The 19,379-nt window shown below is 63.3% G+C and carries 14 protein-coding genes and 1 tRNA gene; 5 read left to right on the top strand and 10 right to left on the bottom strand.

Annotation, left to right across the window (positions count from 1 at the left end):
• Positions 1-284: 284 nt before the first annotated feature.
• Positions 285-3,491, bottom strand: a complete 3,207-nt coding sequence (locus AC5ZGW_RS24410) for an efflux RND transporter permease subunit (RefSeq protein ID WP_130227035.1) — start codon at positions 3,489-3,491, stop codon at positions 285-287.
• 57 nt (positions 3,492-3,548) lie between these two features.
• The gene (locus AC5ZGW_RS24405) at positions 3,549-4,790 is read right to left on the bottom strand and encodes an efflux RND transporter periplasmic adaptor subunit (protein ID WP_130227034.1); all 1,242 of its coding nucleotides are present in this window, start codon (positions 4,788-4,790) and stop codon (positions 3,549-3,551) included.
• Positions 4,791-5,007: 217 nt separating this feature from the next.
• Between AC5ZGW_RS24405 and AC5ZGW_RS24400 the strand changes: the two genes are divergently transcribed.
• Positions 5,008-5,718, top strand: a complete 711-nt coding sequence (locus AC5ZGW_RS24400; RefSeq protein WP_207231053.1) for a TetR/AcrR family transcriptional regulator — start codon at positions 5,008-5,010, stop codon at positions 5,716-5,718.
• Positions 5,719-5,839: 121 nt separating this feature from the next.
• Here AC5ZGW_RS24400 and AC5ZGW_RS24395 read toward each other — a convergent pair whose 3' ends face one another.
• From AC5ZGW_RS24395 to AC5ZGW_RS24380, 4 genes are all read right to left on the bottom strand, one after another.
• Positions 5,840-7,051, bottom strand: coding sequence for an ABC transporter substrate-binding protein (locus tag AC5ZGW_RS24395; protein WP_130227033.1), 1,212 nt, complete (start codon positions 7,049-7,051; stop codon positions 5,840-5,842).
• A 100-nt stretch (positions 7,052-7,151) separates the two neighbouring features.
• Positions 7,152-7,946, bottom strand: a complete 795-nt coding sequence (locus AC5ZGW_RS24390) for an IclR family transcriptional regulator (RefSeq protein ID WP_130227032.1) — start codon at positions 7,944-7,946, stop codon at positions 7,152-7,154.
• A 10-nt stretch (positions 7,947-7,956) separates the two neighbouring features.
• Positions 7,957-9,690, bottom strand: a complete 1,734-nt coding sequence (locus AC5ZGW_RS24385; protein WP_130227031.1) for an FAD-dependent oxidoreductase — start codon at positions 9,688-9,690, stop codon at positions 7,957-7,959.
• An 8-nt stretch (positions 9,691-9,698) separates the two neighbouring features.
• Entirely contained in the window at positions 9,699-10,898 is a 1,200-nt protein-coding gene (locus AC5ZGW_RS24380) for an ABC transporter substrate-binding protein (protein WP_130227030.1), read from the bottom strand.
• Between the two features lie 244 nt (positions 10,899-11,142).
• Here AC5ZGW_RS24380 and AC5ZGW_RS24375 point away from each other — a divergent pair, with 244 nt between their 5' ends.
• Positions 11,143-11,325: a hypothetical protein gene (locus AC5ZGW_RS24375; RefSeq protein ID WP_130227029.1), complete on the top strand. Its 183-nt coding sequence runs from the start codon at positions 11,143-11,145 to the stop codon at positions 11,323-11,325.
• On the opposite strand, the gene glnA is transcribed toward AC5ZGW_RS24375, so the two are convergent.
• Complete coding sequence (gene glnA, locus AC5ZGW_RS24370) at positions 11,313-12,722, bottom strand: type I glutamate--ammonia ligase (protein WP_028162827.1); 1,410 nt, start codon at positions 12,720-12,722, stop codon at positions 11,313-11,315. The genes AC5ZGW_RS24375 and glnA overlap by 13 nt on opposite strands.
• A gap of 146 nt (positions 12,723-12,868) precedes the next feature.
• A complete protein-coding gene (locus AC5ZGW_RS24365) occupies positions 12,869-13,207 on the bottom strand; it encodes a P-II family nitrogen regulator (protein WP_011441447.1) in 339 nt (112 codons plus the stop codon).
• Positions 13,208-13,562: 355 nt separating this feature from the next.
• Between AC5ZGW_RS24365 and AC5ZGW_RS24360 the strand changes: the two genes are divergently transcribed.
• Complete coding sequence (locus AC5ZGW_RS24360) at positions 13,563-15,062, top strand: NAD(P)H-hydrate dehydratase (protein WP_130227028.1); 1,500 nt, start codon at positions 13,563-13,565, stop codon at positions 15,060-15,062.
• Positions 15,063-15,081: 19 nt separating this feature from the next.
• Here AC5ZGW_RS24360 and AC5ZGW_RS24355 read toward each other — a convergent pair whose 3' ends face one another.
• Positions 15,082-16,167, bottom strand: a complete 1,086-nt coding sequence (locus AC5ZGW_RS24355; protein ID WP_130227027.1) for an enolase C-terminal domain-like protein — start codon at positions 16,165-16,167, stop codon at positions 15,082-15,084.
• 18 nt (positions 16,168-16,185) lie between these two features.
• The gene (locus AC5ZGW_RS24350; RefSeq protein ID WP_496113969.1) at positions 16,186-17,481 is read right to left on the bottom strand and encodes a multicopper oxidase family protein; all 1,296 of its coding nucleotides are present in this window, start codon (positions 17,479-17,481) and stop codon (positions 16,186-16,188) included.
• A 149-nt stretch (positions 17,482-17,630) separates the two neighbouring features.
• On the opposite strand from AC5ZGW_RS24350, the gene AC5ZGW_RS24345 reads away from it, so the two are divergent.
• Both AC5ZGW_RS24345 and tig read left to right on the top strand, forming a co-directional pair.
• A tRNA-Leu gene (locus tag AC5ZGW_RS24345) sits at positions 17,631-17,715 on the top strand.
• A 156-nt stretch (positions 17,716-17,871) separates the two neighbouring features.
• Positions 17,872-19,233, top strand: coding sequence for a trigger factor (gene tig, locus AC5ZGW_RS24340; protein WP_130227026.1), 1,362 nt, complete (start codon positions 17,872-17,874; stop codon positions 19,231-19,233).
• The last annotated feature ends 146 nt before the right edge of the window (positions 19,234-19,379 follow it).

Below are 19,379 nucleotides of genomic sequence, written 5' to 3'. Positions count from 1 at the left end.
GGCTCTTTTGCCACCGTCACTTCATAGAAGCTTAGCGCCAGCGTCGGGGCGCCAGGACCACACGACTTCGCCGTCCGCTGATGTCACGCTCGTCAGTCGCAACACCCGCGTCCACCGCATCTCACCGCAACGTTCGGGACGATCGCGAGCCGCCCCTCATCCGCCGTGAGACACGCGGAGTTAAATCACTGATTTGCCCGACGGCGAAAGCGGAATATTTTTCGCAGCAAGACTGGACAGACTTTTGGTGATTTGCCCCGTCGGGTTGTGACGCATTGCAGCAGCTAAGCTCGAGCTGCCGGCAGGTCCTTTGCCCGGTCGTTGCGATCAGCGTCGACTTGCCGAACTGTTTCCGCTGCAGCGAGCGCCTTTTTGCGCCCGAGCTTCCGGACGACTGCATAAAAGGCTGGCGTAAACAAGAGGCCGAAGGCGGTCACTCCCAGCATTCCCGCGAAGACCGCCGTGCCGAGCGATTGACGCATTTCCGAACCCGCCCCGGTTGCGACCACGAGAGGTGCAACACCGAAGATGAACGCCAGCGACGTCATCAAGATCGGCCGCAGCCGCGTGCGCGCCGCGCTAACGGCGGCCTCGCCGGGCGTGGCGCCGGCTTCCTCGGTTTGCCGTGCGAATTCCACGATCAGGATCGCGTTCTTTGCAGCGAGTCCGACCAACACGACGAAGCCGATCTGCGCCAGCACGTCGATCGCCATGCCGCGCATCAAAAGTCCTGTCACGGAGGCGAGCAGGCACATTGGAACGATCATCACCACCGCGAGCGGCAGGTTCCAGCTCTCATATTGCGCAGCGAGCACCAGGAAGACGAACAAGGCGGCTGCGCCGAACACCAGCAAGGACGAGGTCCCCGGCTGTTGCTGCTGGAAAGCAAGCTCGGTCCATTCAAAGCCGATGCCTGGCGGCAGCACCTCGTGCGCCAGCTCCTCCATGCGGTGCAACGCGGTGCCGGTCGCGACGCCTGGCGCCGCGACGCCCATCACTTCAGCAGCGGGGAATAGATCGTAACGAGGCACGCGATAGGGTGCGTTCTCGGATTTCAACCGCGCCACCGTGCCGACCGGCACCATCTCGCCGGAGGCGTTGCGCGCCTTCAGCCGCGCGATGTCGTGCGGATCCTGGCGGAACGAGCCGTCGGCCTGCGCGATGACTTGGTAGGTTCGGCCGAGATAGTTGAAGTCGTTGACATATTGCGAGCCGAGATAGACTTGCAGGGTGTTGAAGACGTCGGTGGGGGTCAGCCCGACCTTCTCGGCTTTCTCCCGATCGATATCGGCATAAACCGAAGGCGAGCGCGTACCGAACAGAGTAAAGACGCCCGAGAAGCTCGGATCCTTGTTGGCGGCTGCGACCAGTGCCTGTGCCGCTTTCGACAGCGCCTCCGAGCCGAGACCGGCGCGATCCTGCAGCATCATCTTGAAGCCGCCAGCATTGCCGATGCCCTGCACCGGCGGCGGCGGGATCGTCAGCACATAGGCTTCCTGGATCACCGAGAGGCGCTTGCGCAGATCGGCGAGCACGCTCGGTGCGGTCAGGCCAGGCACATCATGGTTATAGAGCGATGGCAGGCCGGAAAAGATCGTGCCGGCATTGGAGGCGATGGTGAAGGTGGTTGCATCCAGTCCTGCGAACGGCGCGACATGCTCGACACCGGGCGTGGTCATGATGATCTCGATCGCCTTCTTGACCACCGCCTCCGTGCGCTCGAGCGAAGCGCCGGGCGGCAGTTGCACGACGGTGATGAGATAGCCCTGATCTTGCTCCGGAATAAAGCCGGTAGGAGCGCGGGCGAATTGAAAGCCGGCCACGCCGATCAGCCCGGCGTAGACCACAAGCACGACGCCGGTGATCTGCACCAGCCGCCGCGTCAGCCGTCCGTAGCTCGTCGACAGCCACTCGAAGCCGAGATTGAACCGCGCAAATCCAGCTTGCACCAGCCGGGCGATCCATGGGCCGCGCGGCTTCTGGCCGTGCTCGTGAGCCTTGAACAACACCGCGCACAGGGCAGGGCTCAGGGTCAGCGAGACAAAGCACGAGATCAGGGTGGAGACTGCGATCGTGACCGCGAACTGGCGAAAGAACTGCCCGGTAATACCCGACAGGAAGGCGGAGGGCACGAACACCGCGCATAGCGTCAGCGCAATCGAGATCAGCGCTCCGCCGACCTCGTCCATTGTGACATGGGCGGCTTGGGCGGGCGTCATGCCGCGTTCGAGATTGCGTTCGACATTCTCCACCACGACAATGGCGTCATCGACGACAATGCCGACCGCGAGCACGAGGCCGAACAGCGACAGGTTGTTCAGCGATATTCCGAGCGCGTAGAGGAAGGTGAAAGTGCCGACCAGCGACACCGGGATTGCGATCACCGGAATGATCGCAGCGCGCCAGCTCTGCAGGAACAGGAACACGACGCCAACCACCAGGAGGATCGCGATGAAGATGGTCTTGATCACCTCGTCGACCGATTTGCCGACGAAAATGGTGGGGTCGTAAATGATCTTGTACTGCAGGCCGGGCGGGAAGTCCTTGCCCAGCTTTTCCATCGCATCGAGCACTTCGTGCTCGACGGCGAGGGAATTGGCGCCCGGCTGGGCGAAGATCAGGAGCGGCAGGCCCGGCTCGCGATCCATGTAGGCGGACGATCCATAATCGGAAGCGCCGATCTCGACGCGGCCCACATCGCGCAGCCGCGTCACGCGGCCCTCGTTATCCGACTTCAGGACGATGGCGGCGAACTGTTCTGGTGTCGACAGGCGCCCAAGCGTCTGCACGTTGATCTGATAGGCCTGCTTGGAGGCGACCGGCGGCTGGTTCAGCACGCCCGCCGAAACCTGGACATTCTGGGCGCGCAGCGCGGCGAGCACCTCGCTCGCGTTCATGTCGTGCGCGGCGACCTTGTCGGGATCGAGCCAGATGCGCATGGCGTATTCGCGTCCACCTTGCATCTGCACGTCGCCGACGCCCGGCAGCCGCGCCAGCACGTCCTTTACGTGCAAGGTCGCGTAGTTCGATGTGTAGAGCAGGTCCCGCGACGAGTCGGGCGAATAAAGATGCACCGCGAGCAGGATGTTTGGCGTCGACTTGCGCACCTGAACGCCGAGCCGCTGGACGTCCTCCGGCAGCCGGGGAAGCGCATCCTGGACGCGGTTCTGCGTGAGCATCTGCGCGACGTTGAGGTCGGTCCCGATGCGAAACGTCACGGTGACGGTGAGCTTGCCGTCGCCAGTGGACTGACTGCTCATGTAGATCATGTTCTCGACACCGTTGATCTGCTGCTCGAGCGGCGTCGCCACTGTGCGCGATACCGTCTCGGCAGATGCGCCGGGATAAGTGGTGGTGATCTGGACCGTCGGCGGCACGATCTCCGGATATTGCGCGATCGGCAGGATGGCGAGCGCGCCGAGGCCGATCAGCGTCAGGAAGACGGAGAGGACAGTCGCAAAAATCGGCCGGTCGATGAAGCTGTGGGTCACGGGGAAGCTCCTGTCTTCTCGGTCCTGGTTTTTAGCCTTTGCCGTTAACCTTGGCCGTCAGCCTTGGCCGTCGGCGGCAGCGTCGTAGTGGATGACGCCGTCCTGCGGCGCCACCTTGGTGCCGGGAATGGCGCGTACCAGGCCGTCGATGACGACGCGGTCGCTAGCCTCGAGGCCCGACCGGATCACGCGCAATCCGCCGCGAAGATCGCCGGTGGTTACGATCTTTGGTTTCACGGTCGCATCAGGACCGACGGTCATGACCAGCCGCTGCGACTGGTCGAGCATGACAGCGGCGTCCGGCAGGAGATAAACTTGGCTCGGCGGCGCGATCGCAACTCGCAGCCGTGCGAATTGGCCTGGCGCCAGGAACATATCCGGGTTCGGCACCGTGGCGCGGGCATGAATCGTGCCGCTGGAGCGATCGAGCGCATTGTCGATGAAGTCCAGCGTGCCCTCGCGGATGAAACTGTTCTCGTCGCTGAGGCTGATCGCGACCTTGTTGGCGAGCGGACCGCCAACGCGGGCGCGCTCGCGCGAGAACGTCAGGAAATCCGATTCGCTCATGTCGAAATCGAGATAAAGAGGATCGAGCGAGACCAACGTCGTGAGCAGCGTGGTCGGACTGGTTGCGGCACGGCTGCCCGCGACCAGGCTTCCGATCGAAACCTGGCGCGCGCCGATGCGCCCGGTGAACGGCGCCCGTACGCGGCAGTATTCAAGGTCGAGTTGCGCATCCCGCACCCGCGCCTTGGCGTCGTCGACCGCGGCCCGCGACGCATCCTGCTCGTTGGTGCGCTGGTCGACCGTCTCCTGCGTTGCGAACTCGTTGCGCTTGAGCGATTGCGCGCGCGAAAGCTGGTTGCTGGCAAGCGCCACGCGGGCCATTGCGGTCTCAAGCGCGGCTTGCGCCTGCGCCAACCTGATCTCGTAGGGCCGCGGGTCGATCACGAACAGCAGGTCGCCCTTGTGGACGATCTGGCCATCCTTGAAATGAATCTCGGTCAGGGTGCCACCCACCTGGGCTCGCAATTCAACGCGGTCGATAGCGGAGAACTGTCCGAGGAAACCGACCCTGGTATCGACCTCACGCTGCAAGGGCTGGCTCACCGTCACCGGCAGGGGAGGCGCTGACGCGGCCGCCTGGTCTGCGTTGCGAGGCGCAAAGCCCAGGTAGACAAGGAGCGCGGCAAGCACCGCTATTGCAGCGATTGCGGCCGTTCTCCATGTCCGCCGGCGCGGAGCCGGCGGCTTCAGCGGTTCTCGTTCAATGTTCGAATGATCGCTGATCTGATCCATGAGGCTACCATCAGTCCTTGCCATGCCGGCAGTTCGGCCGAAGCTCTGCCGGCCTGCCGAATCACACCGGCCAGTCCAGGTTTCGGGAGGAGGTCTCGCCAGGCAGTTATTTCGGAAGCGGATAAGTTGTGTTCGGGGTTGAAATTTGGAGGGGGAACTCCAATATGCTTCGCGAGATATAAACTTGGGGAGGCGCTGTTCAAGGATTTTTGGAGTGATGACACCAAAAATAAATCAAGGGAAGAAAATTCAGGCAAAGAACGCTCAGGACGAGAAGCGCGGCCGGGGCCGGCCGGCCGTATTCGACCGTGACGCCGCGCTGCAGGAGGCGATGAAGCTGTTCTGGGAGCGCGGCTATGAGGGCACGTCGTTCAACGACCTCATCGCCGCGATGGGGATCAGTGCGTCGAGCTTCTACAACTCGTTCGGCAGCAAGGAAGATCTCTATTGCGAAGCCACGCATTCCTTTCTCGAATGGTCCGGCCAATGGTTCTTTTCCATTCTCAACGATCCTTCAATCGACACCAGGACCGCGTTCGCTCGCCTGTTCGAGGCGACCGCAGAAGAGTTCACCCGCGGCGATCATCCGCTCGGCTGCATGATCTCGCTTGCGGGCACGCATTGCGCACCGGGAATGAAAAACATTCGCGACATGATGGCGGAGCATCGCGCTTTTTCTGAAGGCGCGATGGCTGCACGCATCCGAAAAGGCGTGATGGATGGCGACGTAGCCCGAGATGTCGATTGCGAAATGCTGGCCGCCTACTACAGCGCGGTCGCACGCGGGCTTGCGGTGCAAGCGCGCGATGGGGCTACGCGGACGAAATTGTCTGAAATTGGCCGGCTGGCCATGCGTGCGTGGCCGATGACAAAGAGTGACGATCACAGCTCGGCCGCGCTCGCCGCTGATCGGTCGCGTGAGGCCTGATCTATCGCCCACGATCAGATTGCAGCGGGCCGCGGAAGGTAACCCATACGAACAAGGTCCACCGCGAAAGATTGCGGTAGACCTTGACGATTCTGCAGCACAGCTTGCGCGGCTGCCCGAATTACTTCTGCGCCGTTACCATCGGGCAAACGCTGCTCGAGAGCGGCGGAAATGCGTCCTTGCCTTCGACGGTCGCGAGTATCCTGAAGACATCGGACGGGTCGGACACCTCGCTCGCCTTCTTGACCTCGGCGAGGTACATGTCGTGCACCATCAGGTTGTCGGCGCGAAGCTTGCCGTTTCGCGCGAAAGCATCATTGAAGGTGCGGCCCTGCAAATCCTTGACGACGGCGGCCGGATCCTTGGTGTTCGCGGCCTGAACCGATTTGATGTAGTTCAACGCGGACGAATACACGCCTGCCTGCATCATGCTCGGCGGTTTTCCCATCTTGGCGGCATAGCGCTTTGCGAATTCGCGCGTCCGGTCATCCATGTTCCAATAGAAGCCGATGGTCGCAAGCAGGCCCTGCGCGCTCTTCAGACCAATGCTTTGTATGTCATTGACGTCAATCAAGAGGGCGATCATCCGCTGGCCGCCACTGGTGAGGCCGAATTCTTCCGCCTGCTTGATGCCGTTCTGAGTGTCCGCGCCGGCGTTCGCGAGTGCGATGACTTTCGCGCCCGAAGACTTGGCCGTCAGAAGGACCGAACTGAAATCCGCCGTATTGATCGGATGCGGCGCATGCCCCAGTGACTTCCCGCCGCCCTTGGTCACGACTTCCGTAACATCGCGCTCGAGCGCATGGCCGAAAGTGTAGTCAGCAACAACAAAGAACCACGTGTCGGCTCCACGCTTCAGCAACGCTTTCCCGGCTACGTTCGCGAGTGCGTAGGTATTGTATGTCCATTGGATGAAATTAGGAGAACATAGCTTTCCACTCAGATCCGCGGAGCCGCCCGCGGATGTGATGAACATCTTGTTTCGATCCTTGGCGAAGTTCTGGACCGCAATGCAGACTGATGACACCGGCACGTCGAGGATGACGTCGACGCCATCCTGATCGTACCATTGGCGCGCAATATTTCCGCCGAGGTCGGGCTTGTTCTGGTGATCGGCCGAAATCAGCTCGATGGGTTTGCCCAGGACGCTGCCGCCACACTCCTCGATCGCCAATTGGGCGGCCGCCACCGATCCCTTACCGCTATTATCTGCGAACAGGCCATTCATGTCCGTCAGGACACCGAACTTTAACGGCGTATCTCCCGCGGCGCGGACAATCGCCGGCGAGAAGACCGTGGCACCAAGGCCAGCGAGAAATGTGCGCCGTTTCATCTTTTCACTCCCTTTTTTATTTTGCTGCAGTTTGCGTTGTCACTCGCAGTTCTGCAAGTCATCCGTCAAGGGAAAGCGGGAGCAATCCACACAAGCGCCATCAGTCCCACTGTTTTTGAATGCCATATCCCAGCCGCTTCGAAATCCCGCCAGCACACTCGCATAGGGCATTTGCGATTGCGCTGTTCCAGCCTGCATCGAACGTGGCCTCGGGTCCCATCGCGGTGATGACGAGTGCGACGTGGCCGGCGTGATCGAACACCGGCGCTGCGAGGGCATTGACGCCGGGCAGGGGATCGCCGAGCGCGCGCGCGAGCCCGTGCTTGCGCACTGCGGCGAGCATGTCGGAAACCTTGGCGCCCTTCGTCACGCGTTTCGGATTGTAGCCGACGCCAAAGCGGTCAAGGGCGCTGTCGAGGGCGGCATCGATCGTCTTTGATGGCAGGAATGCCGCAAACGCGCGGCCGGTGGCGGTTTCGAGCAAGGCCATGACCGAGCCGACGCGCATCGCGATGTGCACGGGATGACTGGGTTCCTCGATCTGCACCACCGTCGGACCATGGCTGCCCCAGACGGCGAGCGAAACTGCATGATCGATGGTGTCGGCGAGCATCCTGATCTTTGATGTGGCGATCCGCACGGCCGAGAGGCGGCGCAGGCTGATGAGCCCAAGCTCCAGCGCCAACGCTCCAATCTCATAGCGTCCCGTGGTCTCGTCCTGCTCGATGAGCCCAATGCGCGAAAAGCTCACGAGATAGGGATGAGCCTTCGCCGGAGCCATCCCGGCCTCACGCGCCAGATCGCGCAGCATCATTGGCTCTCCGCTGCTCGCGAGGGCGCGGAGCAATTGTCCGCCGACCTCGATCGACTGAATGCCGCGGCTTCCTGGTTTCATAGGCCCCCGTTCACGCCGCGCTACGCTCCACAGCGCTTTCGGCGAGATGACGCCCGGCAATGTAGCCGAAGGTCAGCGCAGGCCCAAGCGTGATGCCCGCGCCCGGATAATTCCCGCCCATGATGCTCGCCATGTCGTTGCCGGCGGCATAGAGGCCGGGGATGACGCGGCCCTCGGCATCGAGCACGCGTGCATTCGCATCGGTGACGATGCCGGCATAGGTGCCGAGATCACCGATCACCATCTTGATGGCATAGAAGGGGCCCTGGGCTACCGGTGCCACGCAGGGGTTCGGGCCGTGCAGCGCGTCGCCCTGGTAGCGGTTATAGGCCTTGGAGCCCTTGCCGAAGGCGGCGTCGTGTCCTTGCGCCGCGGTGGCGTTGAATTGCGCGACCGTTGCGACGAGACCCTTCGCATCGATGCCGGCCCGTGCTGCAAGCGCCTCCAGTGTATCGCCGCGCATGAGATAGCCGGTGCGCAGATGATGGCCGAGCGGCATGGGAAAGGGCGGCACACAGCCGAGGCCATACTTCCGTAGCGTCTTGTGGTCGCAGATGAGGAAGGCCGCGATCTCCTCGCCCGGCTTCGCGGCCTTCATCATTGCCTGGACGAAGTCGTGATAGGAGTTGCCTTCATTGGCAAAGCGATTGCCGTCACGCATCACTGCGACCACGCCCGGCTTTGCGCGGTCGATGAAATGCGGCATCACGCCGCTTGAGCCATCCTTGCGCTTCGTCAGCGAAACCGGCACCCAGGCGGCCGCATTCGGCAGGCGATCCTCAATGCGTCCGCCGGCTGTTTCCGCAAGCCGCAGGCCGTCACCGGTATTGCCAGTCGGTCCCGGCGAATAATGCTCGGCGCCCGTTGGCGCGTGTGGAAACATCTTCCTGCGCCGCGCCACGTCATGCGGGAAGCCGCCGCAGGCGAGCACGACGCCGCACCGCGCGCGGACGCGCACGTTGCGGCCGTCACGCGCAATGATCGCGCCGGTCACAGCGCCATCCTCGATCGTCAGCTCGCGAACCGGCGAGGACAGCCACATTGGGATGTTGAGGTCGAGGGCGGATTTCCTCAGTCGTCCTGCGAGCGCATTGCCGTTGGTCAACGTCATACCGCGGCCGTAGCGCAGCACGTCCATGAGATGACGCGACAGGCGCTTGGCGACATAGATCGCTGACGTCAGCGATTTCGTCGCCCGCATGAAATGGATGATCTCCTTGCCTGAGCCGAGCATCATGCCGAACACAGTGAGTTCGGGCAGGGGCGAACCGAGCGTCTTGATGTGGTCGCCGAGCTCGCGTCCGTCGAACGGCCGCGTCACCATCGAGCGGCCGCCTTGTACGCCGCCGGGCGCCTCGGCATGATAGTCCGGAAAAACCAGCGGCATGTCGAAGCGCAGCGCAGTCTTGGTCGTGAAGAAGTCCACCGCCTCGGGGCCCGCGCTGAGAAACGCGTCGACGCGCGCGGCGTCGTAATTGTTGCCGGCTTCGTGCCGCAGATATGTGCGCGCCTGGTCCGGCGTCTCCTCGATGCCGTAGGCGCGCGCGAGCGACGTACCGGGGATCCAGAGCCAGCCGCCGGAGCGGGCGGTGGTGCCGCCGAAGCGCGGCTCCTTCTCTACGATCAGCACGTCGAGACCACGCGAGCGCGCGGTGATCGCGGCCGACATGCCCGCTGCACCTGATCCGACCACGAGCACATCGCACTCGTGGGTGTCGCCTGCATTGCGCTCGTTGCCAATCATGCTCGGCCTCACTTCTTCAGGAGCGGGCACTTCGACTCGGAGACCGGACGATAGGCGTCTTCGCCCTTCACGGTCTTGACGATCTCGAGATAATCCCAGGGCTCCTTGGACTGCTCGGGCGATTTCACCTTCGCAAGATACATCGTGCGGATGACACGGCCATCCTCGCGCAGCTTGCCGCCATGGACGAACACATCCTCGATCGGCAGCTCGCGCATCTTGGCCATCACCTTCGCCGGGTCGTCGGTGCCGGCGGCCTTTATCGCCTTCAGATAATGCAGCACGGAGCCGTAGACTCCGGTCTGGATCATGGTCGGCATGACGTTTGCGCGGGCGAAGAATTTTTTTGACCAGGCGCGGGTCGCCTCATCCATGTTCCAGTAGGATGCCGTGGTCATGTAGGTACCCTGCGCGGCCTTCAGCCCGATCGCGTGCACGTCGGTGTCGAACATCAACAGGCCCACGAGCTTCTGGCCGCCTTGGACCAGGCCGAATTCGCCGGACTGCTTGATGGCATTGTCGGTGTCCTGGCCGGCATTGGCAAAGGCGACCACGTCGGCTTTCGAACTCTGCGCCTGGAGCGCGAAGGAAGAGAAGTCGGCCGTGTTGGTCGGATGCCGCACGCTACCGACCACTTTGCCGCCCCGCTCGTTGATGAAACGAGTGGCGTCCTTCTCGAGCTGCTGCCCGAAGGCGTAGTCTGCGGTGACGAAGAACCAGGATTTTCCGCCTTCGTTGATCATGGCTGACGCGGTCACCTTGGACAGTGCGTAGGTGTCGTAGCTGAAATGCACAGTGTTCGGGCTGCACAGCTCGTCCGTCAGCGAGCTCGCGCCAGGACCTGAGAGCAGCGCGATCTTGTTGCGCTCGCGCACCATGTTATGCACGGCAATGGCGATGCCGGAGTTGGGGATGTCGACGACGGCGTCGACCTTGCCATGATCGAACCAGCCGCGCACGACCTGCACGCCGACGTCGGTCTTCATCTGATGGTCGGCGCTGATGATCTCGATCGGCTTACCGAGCACGGTAAGGCCGAATTCCTCGACTGCCATTTTGGCGGCTTCGACCGAACCCGGGCCGCTGTTGTCGCGACCCCAACTCGACAGGTCCGTCAGAACGCCGATCCGCACCACGTCGTCGGATACCTGCGCGCTTGCTGCCGATGTCACGGCCACGAGCATGGCGCAGGCCAAGAGCCCTCTCATTGTCGTTTCCTCTCGCTGCCGCTTGGCGGCTGTTTTGCGTTGGCCGCAAGTTAGATATAGTGAAATTTGTTTGTCAATAACGAAATCCCGTCGACGGGCGTCAAATCGGGTTCACCCGACTTCCCTGGGCGTTTGATCCGTAAGGATGGCGATTTCGCCCGTCGTGGGCGCCAATGCTGTGCTTTAGCGCCGAGGCAAGCAGCCGCTCGAGGTCTAAGCATTTGCGGAGCGTACGGAGGTTTCGATGACCTCAGAATTCAATGTCCGCAACGGATTGATAGATCGCTCGAGCCAGCATCAGTTTCGTCCCGGAATTCGTCGTCGGGAAAGCTACAAACTGGTCTGGTCGCATCACGCGCAAAACAAAAAGGCGCCCGAGTGGGGCGCCTTTCGCATCGTTGCGGCAGTGAAAGCTCACTGCGAATAGTACATGTCGAACTCGACCGGATGCGGGGTCATCTCGAAGCGCTCGACTTCGGTCATCTTGAGTTCGATGTAGGCGTCGATGAAGTCGTCGTCGAACACGCCGCCGGCCTTCAGGAACGCGCGGTCCTTGTCGAGGTTTTCCAGTGCCTCGCGCAGGCTGCCGCACACGGTCGGGATCGACTTCAGCTCTTCCTTCGGCAGGTCGTAGAGGTCCTTGTCCATCGCCGGGCCCGGATCGAGCTTGTTCTTGATGCCGTCGAGGCCGGCCATCAGCATCGCGGCGAAGCCGAGATAGGGGTTGGCCATCGGATCGGGGAAGCGGACCTCGACGCGCTTGGCCTTCGGCGAGGCGGTGTAGGGGATGCGGCAGGAGGCCGAGCGGTTGCGCGCCGAGTAGGCGAGCAGCACGGGAGCCTCATAGCCCGGCACCAGACGCTTGTAGGAGTTGGTGGACGGGTTGGTGAAGGCGTTGATCGCCTTGGCGTGCTTGATGATGCCGGCGATGTAGGAGAGGCAGGTCTCCGAGAGGTCGGAGTACTTGTTGCCGGCGAACACCGGCTTGCCTTCCTTCCAGATCGACTGATGAACGTGCATGCCCGAGCCGTTGTCGCCATAGACCGGCTTCGGCATGAAGGTGGCGGTCTTGCCGTAGATGTGCGCGACCTGGTGGATGCAGTACTTGTAGATCTGCATATGGTCCGCCATCAGCGTCAGCGTGTCGAACTTCATGCCGAGCTCGTGCTGGGCGGAAGCCACCTCATGGTGATGCTTCTCGACCTTGACGCCCATCTTGGCCATGGCGCCGAGCATTTCCGAGCGCATGTCCTGCACCGAGTCCTGCGGGGGCACCGGGAAATAGCCGCCCTTGGTGCGGATGCGGTGGCCGAGATTGCCGCCTTCATATTCGGTGTCGGAGTTGGTCGGAAGTTCCGAGGAGTCGAGCCTGAAGCCGGTGTTGTAGGGCGTTGCCGAATAGCGCACGTCGTCGAACACGAAGAACTCAGCCTCGGGACCGACATAGACGGCGTCGCCGACGCCCATCGACTTCACCATCGCTTCCGCCTTCTTGGCGATGCCGCGCGGATCGCGGTTGTAGGGCTCGCCGGTGGTCGGCTCGAGCACGTCGCAGGTGATCACCATCGTGGTCTCGGCGAAGAACGGGTCGATCGTCGCGGTGACGGGATCGGGCATCAGGCACATGTCGGACTCGTTGATCGCCTTCCAGCCGGCGATCGAGGAGCCGTCGAACATCGTGCCTTCGGCGAAGATGTCCTCGTCGATCATGCTGACGTCGAAGGTCACGTGCTGCCACTTGCCGCGCGGATCGGTGAAGCGAAGATCGACGTATTTGACGTCGTTGTCCTTGATCGATTTCAGGACGTCTTTGGCGGTCTTCATGAGTATCCCTTTTGACTTTGCGGGTCGGTTTCCAGGTGAGCGACGTTGTTCTCGCTTTGGCCGGGTTCGCGCGATGATACAAACGAAATCAGGCCGCCAAAGGCAGCCTTATTCTCTTATTGGGCCGCAAGCGGATAGCACCGCGCTCAAATAGCGTCCAGCCCGGATTCGCCGGTCCGGATGCGGATCGCTTCCTCGATGTTGGAAACGAAAATCTTGCCGTCGCCGATGCGGCCCGTCTGCGCCGCGCGGCGGATCGCATCGATCGCCTTCTCGACCAGGTCGTCGCCGATCACGATCTCGATCTTCACCTTGGGCAGGAAGTCGACGATGTATTCGGCGCCGCGATAGAGTTCGGCGTGACCCTTCTGCCGTCCAAACCCCTTGGCTTCCGTTACCGTGATGCCCTGAAGTCCGACTTCCTGAAGCGCTTCTTTCACCTCGTCGAGCTTGAACGGCTTGATGATGGCTTCGATTTTCTTCACTGAAGGCCTCCCGGGCATTTCCAGAATACAGAGTGTAGCTAGGTGCGATGCGCGTGGCGCAATCAGTTCGATCCGTCAACTCCCTGCGGAGCCGGAAACGCCCATCACGGCCGTGCACGGCGGCCGTCCTGAGCGGCTTCCTCAAAAGCAGGGTCTATGCCAAGTTACAAATGTCCCTGATTTCGGAATGTTATCAGCCTTTTAACGGCAGACAGACAAGGTTGGACCGACCGCCCCATGATACCGAAGCCTTCAAAATAGGCAAACGGATGAATTGGTGTGCATTCATCGGCGGAAGATCGACGCGTGCCGGGCGAGATGCCTGCCGAAAAGGCTGATAGATCGAGGATTCAGCATGGAAGTCCTGACCACGGCTGAAATGGAACGCGCCGATCGGCTGACCATTGCTGGGGGCACACCTGGCTTTTCGCTGATGATGAGCGCGGGGCAGGCGGTCGCCGAAGCGGCCATGGACCTGCTCGAGGAGGGACCGATCCTGGTGGTGGCCGGCCGCGGCAACAATGGCGGCGATGGCTTTGTCGCCGCCGCCGAACTCGCCGCCCGAGGGCGGGAAGTCTCGGTCATCCTGTTGTGCGAGCGCGACAGCCTGAGGGGCGACGCGGCGCTGGCTGCACGCGGCTGGAAATATCCGGTGCTGCCGTTCAACCCGCAGGCGATCGGCAAGCCCGCGCTGATCATCGATGCGCTGTTCGGCGCCGGGCTCGACCGTCCCGTTAAGGGCGAACCCTATGACATGATCGGGGCGGTCAACGCCCATGACGTGCCGGTGCTTGCCATCGACCTGCCGAGCGGCATCAACGGCACCACCGGTGCTCCGATGGGGATTGCGATCCGCGCCACCGAGACCGTGACCTTCTTCCGGCGCAAGCCGGCGCATCTGCTGTTGCCGGGCCGGGTACATTGCGGCCGCGTCCGCGTCGCAGACATCGGCATCGATCCGAAGGTGCTGGCAGAAATCCGCCCCGCAACCTTCGAGAACGTTCCGTCGACCTGGCAGCACGCGTTTCCGGTGCCGAAGATCGACGGCCACAAATATTCCCGCGGCCACGTCCTTGCCGTCTCCGGCGACACCGCCGCGACCGGCGCCTCGCGGCTTGCCGCGCGCGGCGCGCTGCGGGCAGGAGCGGGCCTGGTGACGCTGGCCTCGCCGAGCGATGCGCTGGCGGTGAACGCCGCGGCGCTGACGGCGGTGATGGTCCGCGCGGTCGACAATGCGATCCAGTTCGCCGATCTCCTGAACGACAGGCGGCTGAACACGAGCGTGATCGGCCCCGGCGCCGGCGTCGGCCCTCGTACGCGAGATTTCGTCCACACCGCGCTTGCGGCGAAGCGTAACCTGGTGCTGGACGCCGATGCGCTGACCAGTTTTGCCGATGCGCCGGAGCGGCTGTTCGAAGCGATCAGGGCGTCCCACGGTGCACAGGTGGTACTGACGCCGCATGAGGGCGAGTTCCCGCGGCTGTTCAGCGATATCAGCAACAAGTATCCCGGTCGCTCCAAGCTCGAGCGCGTGCGCACCGCCGCCGAGCGCTCCGGCGCGGTGGTGCTGTTGAAGGGACCGGACACGGTGGTGGCCGCGCCCGATGACCGTGCCACCATCGCCTCCAACGCGCCGCCATGGCTCGCCACCGCCGGCGCCGGCGACGTGCTGTCCGGCATCATCGCGGGGCTGCTCGCGCAGGGCACCCCCGCCTTCGAGGCCGCCAGCATCGGCGCCTGGATGCATGGTGAAGCCGCGGCCGAAGCCGGGCCGGGCCTGATCGCGGAAGACCTTCCCGAAACGCTGCCGGCGGTCTTCCGCCGCCTGTATGACGAGTTGGGGATTGAGTATTGAGGATTCGTAGGATGGAACGCTACGTGAGCTGATATTTCGCCACCGCCGGCTCGTTCCATTCCAGCCCGAAGCCCGGGCCGCGGGCGGTGACTGCGCCGTCGATGACCTCGGCCGGTTTTGCCAGGATGGCGCTGGAGAGGTCGAGGAATTCGAGCCAATGCGCGGTCGGCGTCACCGCGAGCACGTGGGAGCTGGCTTCCGCGAACAGATGGCTCGACATCGGGATCGAGGCGGCATCCGCTTGACCGGCGACCTGCAGCCAGCCGGTGACGCCGCCGACCTTCATCAGATCGGGCATGATGAAATCGCTGGCGCCGACCGAGATCGCCTCGGCAAAGCCGCGGGGGAACCACCAATTCTCGCCGGCCTGGATCGGGATCGGCGAGTCCATCCGGACACTGGCGTGGCCGGAGAGATTTTCCTGCGGCACGGGCTCCTCGACCCAATGCAGGTCGTAGGGCGCAAGGCGGGCGATGCGGCGTTTGGCCTCCGCCGGATCGAGCGACTGGTTGAAGTCGATCATCAAGGCGATGTCCGGCCCGATGACGGCGCGTACGCCCTTGACCACGCGCTCGTCATTGGCGGCATCGCCGTCGCCGCCCTTGATCTTGATGCCGCGAAAGCCCTGGTCGAGTGAGCGACGCAGCGCCCGCTCGTCGGCTGTCGGATCGACCACGCCATAGCTGTCATAGGCGGGGAGCGGGCGCGCCGATCCGCCGAGCAACTCGGCGACTGGCTTGTTCGCGATCTGCCCCAGCGCGTCCCAACAGGCCATGTCGAGGCCGGAGACGGCCATGCCGACCAGACCCTGCCAGCCCAGCAGGCGGAATTTGGCGTCCATCGCCTTCATCAGGTCGAAGGGGGCGACCGGCCGGCCGGCGAGCTCGCGCCCGGTCTCCTCGACCAGATGAACCAGCGGTTTAAGTGTGAGGCTGGTGTAGGCGAAGATGTAGGAACGGCCGGTAACGCCCTGATCGGTTTCGATATCGATCAGGACCAGCGGCCCGGAATCGATCAGGCCGAAGGCGTTCTTCACAGCACGCTTGAGCGGCACGACGACGGCTCGCGCCTTGATGCCGCGAATCGCTGGAACTGTTTGGCCCATGGTCGTTTCCTCTTGTTCTTATTCGACACTGTACCATCGCACGAGCCGTGGCGCCGCCCAATCGGTCGCGACCTGTTCGATGAGGTAGCGGCCGGCGTACTCGGCCTGAAAGGCGATGCGCTGGGTCTGGCCCGGTTCGATCGCGAGCGTGTCGAGCCAGAACGGCTTCCAGCCGTCGTCGAGCCGGTCGAGCAGGCGGAAGTGATGACCGTGGAGGTGAAAGACGGTGGCGATGGCAGCGCGGTTGGTGAGCGCCAGCACCACCGCGCGGCCGATCTTGGCGCGGAAGGCAGGCGGTGCGGAGGGGCTGAAGCTGGCCGGGCGCGTCCAGTCGGCCGGCGCGCCGAGGACCAGTTCGAACCGCTGCGCATTCTTGAGCTCAACGTGCGCCGGCAGGCCATTGGAGGGAAGCGGAGGGGCCGATGGCTGCGGAGCGGCGCGCAGCGGAGCATCGCCGGAAAGCACGAGTCGTCCGACGGCGCGCGCCTCTTTGCCGTCATGGAGCAGGATCGATGCGGTCGCGGCTGTATCGACAAAGGCATCGGCGCGGCCACCGGGCGCCAGCACGAGCGCGCCATTGCGCGCCGGGAACGGCTCGGCTGGCTCGCCGTCGATGGCCATGACGCGGACCTCGTGGCCTTCCAATTTCGCTGCGAGCACAGTGCGTTGGGAGGCGTTGATGAAGCGGAGCCGCAGGCGTTCATTGGCGCGTGCTGAGAGCTCGAATGAAGTCTGGCCGTTAACGGTATAGACCGGCGTCGCATCCTTGGCGTCCGTCCCCGGCGCAACGGCGGTGCCATCCGGCTGCAGCCGCCATTCCTCGATCATGAGCACCTCGTCGCGGTCGGCGGAGACCCGCTCGGTTTCGAGGACGATCAGTGGCTTTGCGCGCAAAGGGCGCGGCTGGCCGTCATTCAGGAGGCCGGGGTCGCACAGGAAAGTGCCCGCATGGAGCAGTGGAAGCTGGAAGCTCTCTTTTGCCCCGGCGGCAAGCGGGGGGCGGGCGAGCAGGGGCTCGCCGGCGGGCGCGCCGTCGATTCCCCGGCAGTACACTGCAAGCGGCGCGGGGAGATCGTTGCTGAGCGCCACCTCGATGGTCTCACCGCGATTCGCCCTGATGTCCTCGCCCGGGAAAGACCAGATCGGCGTGGCCATGCCGCCCTGGCGCAGCACCAGGCTGTGGGCTCTCGCGGAAAGGGCAAGTGAACGGCGGGCTTGCGCCAAGGTTGCGGCGGGAAGCCCTGCTTCCAGCGCAGCAGCGCCCAATCCCGTGAGCAGGGTGCGTCGATCGAGCATCGGAAAAAGGCTTGCCATCGGCCCGATCCGGACCATTTTTGCACCTGTGAGTCCAGCGGACATTGAGCCGAGTGGACATCCGAAAAAGGCCATTTTTTTGCTGCGTGGGGGCAGGGCCATGCTATAAGCCGCCGCCCGCGGCATCGCGGCCGGAGATGATGCGCCAAGCGGGTGTGGCGGAACTGGTAGACGCGCTGGATTTAGGTTCCAGTGACGAAAGTTGTGGGGGTTCGAGTCCCTCCACCCGCACCAAGCGCTCATCCAGCGTTTGCATGATCCCTTTCTGGAGGGCCTGTCTCTTTATTTCGAGAGACGGGTCCGCCGAATCACCGGCGCAGGCGTTGAGCTACGCGTCGAACCATTGACACAGTCGCGCCAACCGAGGCGCGACAGAAGCGGAAGAAGAAGATGCAGGTCACCGAGACCCTGAATGAGGGACTGAAGCACGAGTTCAAGATCAGCGTTCCCGCCACCGACCTCGATGCCAAGGCGGACGCGAAGCTTGTCGACCTGAAGGACAAGGTCCGCATCAACGGTTTCCGTCCGGGCAAGGTACCGGTCAGCCATCTCAAGAAGATCTACGGCCGCTCGGTGATGGCGGAGACCATCGACCAGACCATTCGCGACACCAACACGCAGATCTTCACCGACCGCGGCTTCCGCCTTGCGACCGAGCCGAAGATCACGATGCCGACGGAGCAGAAAGAGGTCGAGGAGCTGCTCGCCGGCAAGAGCGACCTCACCTACACGGTGGCGATCGAGGTCGTGCCGCCGATCACGCTCGCCGATTTCAAGACCTTCCAGGTCGAGAAGCCGGTCGCCGACGTAACCGACGCCGATGTCGACGAGGCGATCAAACGCATCGCCGACCAGAGCCGCCCCTATTCGGCCAAGAGCGAGGGCGCGAAGGCGGAGAACGGCGATCGCGTCACCATCAACTTCAAGGGCACCATCAACGGTGAAGCCTTCGAGGGCGGAACCGGCGAGGGCATCCAGGTCGTGCTCGGCGCCGGCCAGTTCATTCCCGGCTTCGAGGAGCAGTTGATCGGCATTGGCGCAGGCGAGACGCGCACGCTGCAGGTCACTTTCCCGAAGAACTACGCGAGCGAAAAGCTCGCCGGCCAGCCGGCCGAATTCGAGACCACCGCGACCGCTGTGGAAGCACCCGGCGAGACCGTGATCGATGAAGAGTTCGCCAAGACACTCGGCCTGGAATCGCTCGACAAGCTGAAGGAAGCCGTGCGGGCGCGGCTGACGGCCGAATTCGCCACCGGGACGCGTCAGCGCGTCAAGCGCGCGCTGCTCGACCAGCTCGACGAGAACCACAAGTTCGAGGCGCCGCCGTCGCTGATCGACGAGGAGTTCAACTTGATGTGGAACTCGATCAAGGCCGAGATGGATTCCGCCGGCAAGACCTTTGCCGACGAGAACACCACCGAGGACGCCGCCAAGGAAGAGTACCGCAAGATTGCCGACCGTCGCGTGCGGCTTGGCCTGGTGCTGTCGGAGATCGGTGAGAAGAACAAGATCACGGTGTCCGACGATGAGGTCGGCCGCGCCGTCATCGAGCGCGCGCGTCAGATGCCGGGCCGCGAGAAGGAGGTCTGGGACTTCTACCGCAACAACGCCCAGGCGCTCGCCCAGCTCCGTGCCCCGATCTATGAGGACAAGGTGGTCGATTTCATCCTCGAACTCGCCAACGTGACCGAGAAGAAGGTCTCGAAGGAAGATCTGTTCAAGGATGAAGACGCCGAGAAAACTGCGGCGTAATCCCGGCACCTCGTGTTAATGATGAACGGCGAAACCGGCCCGGCGACCGCATTCCGTCGCTAGGCGGGACCAGCCGAATCGGTTTGAGTTGCCGCGTTCGGACCTAGCCATCTGTGCGGTCTTGCCGCCGCGAAAATGGCGCATAT

This window comes from Bradyrhizobium sp. Crot121, assembly GCF_059512385.1.
This window is presented reverse-complemented; position numbering and strand designations above follow the sequence as displayed.

Bases quoted from the DNA above. Each gene is read 5' to 3' on its own strand.
- AC5ZGW_RS24400 (WP_207231053.1), top strand. From the start codon at position 5,008: ATGACACCAAAAATAAATCAAGGGAAGAAAATTCAGGCAAAGAACGCT.
- glnA (WP_028162827.1), bottom strand. From the start codon at position 12,722: ATGAAGACCGCCAAAGACGTCCTGAAATCGATCAAGGACAACGACGTC.
- AC5ZGW_RS24405 (WP_130227034.1), bottom strand. From the start codon at position 4,790: ATGGATCAGATCAGCGATCATTCGAACATTGAACGAGAACCGCTGAAG.
- AC5ZGW_RS24350 (WP_496113969.1), bottom strand. From the start codon at position 17,481: ATGGCAAGCCTTTTTCCGATGCTCGATCGACGCACCCTGCTCACGGGA.
- AC5ZGW_RS24390 (WP_130227032.1), bottom strand. From the start codon at position 7,946: ATGAAACCAGGAAGCCGCGGCATTCAGTCGATCGAGGTCGGCGGACAA.
- AC5ZGW_RS24375 (WP_130227029.1), top strand. From the start codon at position 11,143: ATGACCTCAGAATTCAATGTCCGCAACGGATTGATAGATCGCTCGAGC.
- tig (WP_130227026.1), top strand. From the start codon at position 17,872: ATGCAGGTCACCGAGACCCTGAATGAGGGACTGAAGCACGAGTTCAAG.
- AC5ZGW_RS24385 (WP_130227031.1), bottom strand. From the start codon at position 9,690: ATGATTGGCAACGAGCGCAATGCAGGCGACACCCACGAGTGCGATGTG.
- AC5ZGW_RS24380 (WP_130227030.1), bottom strand. From the start codon at position 10,898: ATGAGAGGGCTCTTGGCCTGCGCCATGCTCGTGGCCGTGACATCGGCA.
- AC5ZGW_RS24395 (WP_130227033.1), bottom strand. From the start codon at position 7,051: ATGAAACGGCGCACATTTCTCGCTGGCCTTGGTGCCACGGTCTTCTCG.
- AC5ZGW_RS24360 (WP_130227028.1), top strand. From the start codon at position 13,563: ATGGAAGTCCTGACCACGGCTGAAATGGAACGCGCCGATCGGCTGACC.
- AC5ZGW_RS24355 (WP_130227027.1), bottom strand. From the start codon at position 16,167: ATGGGCCAAACAGTTCCAGCGATTCGCGGCATCAAGGCGCGAGCCGTC.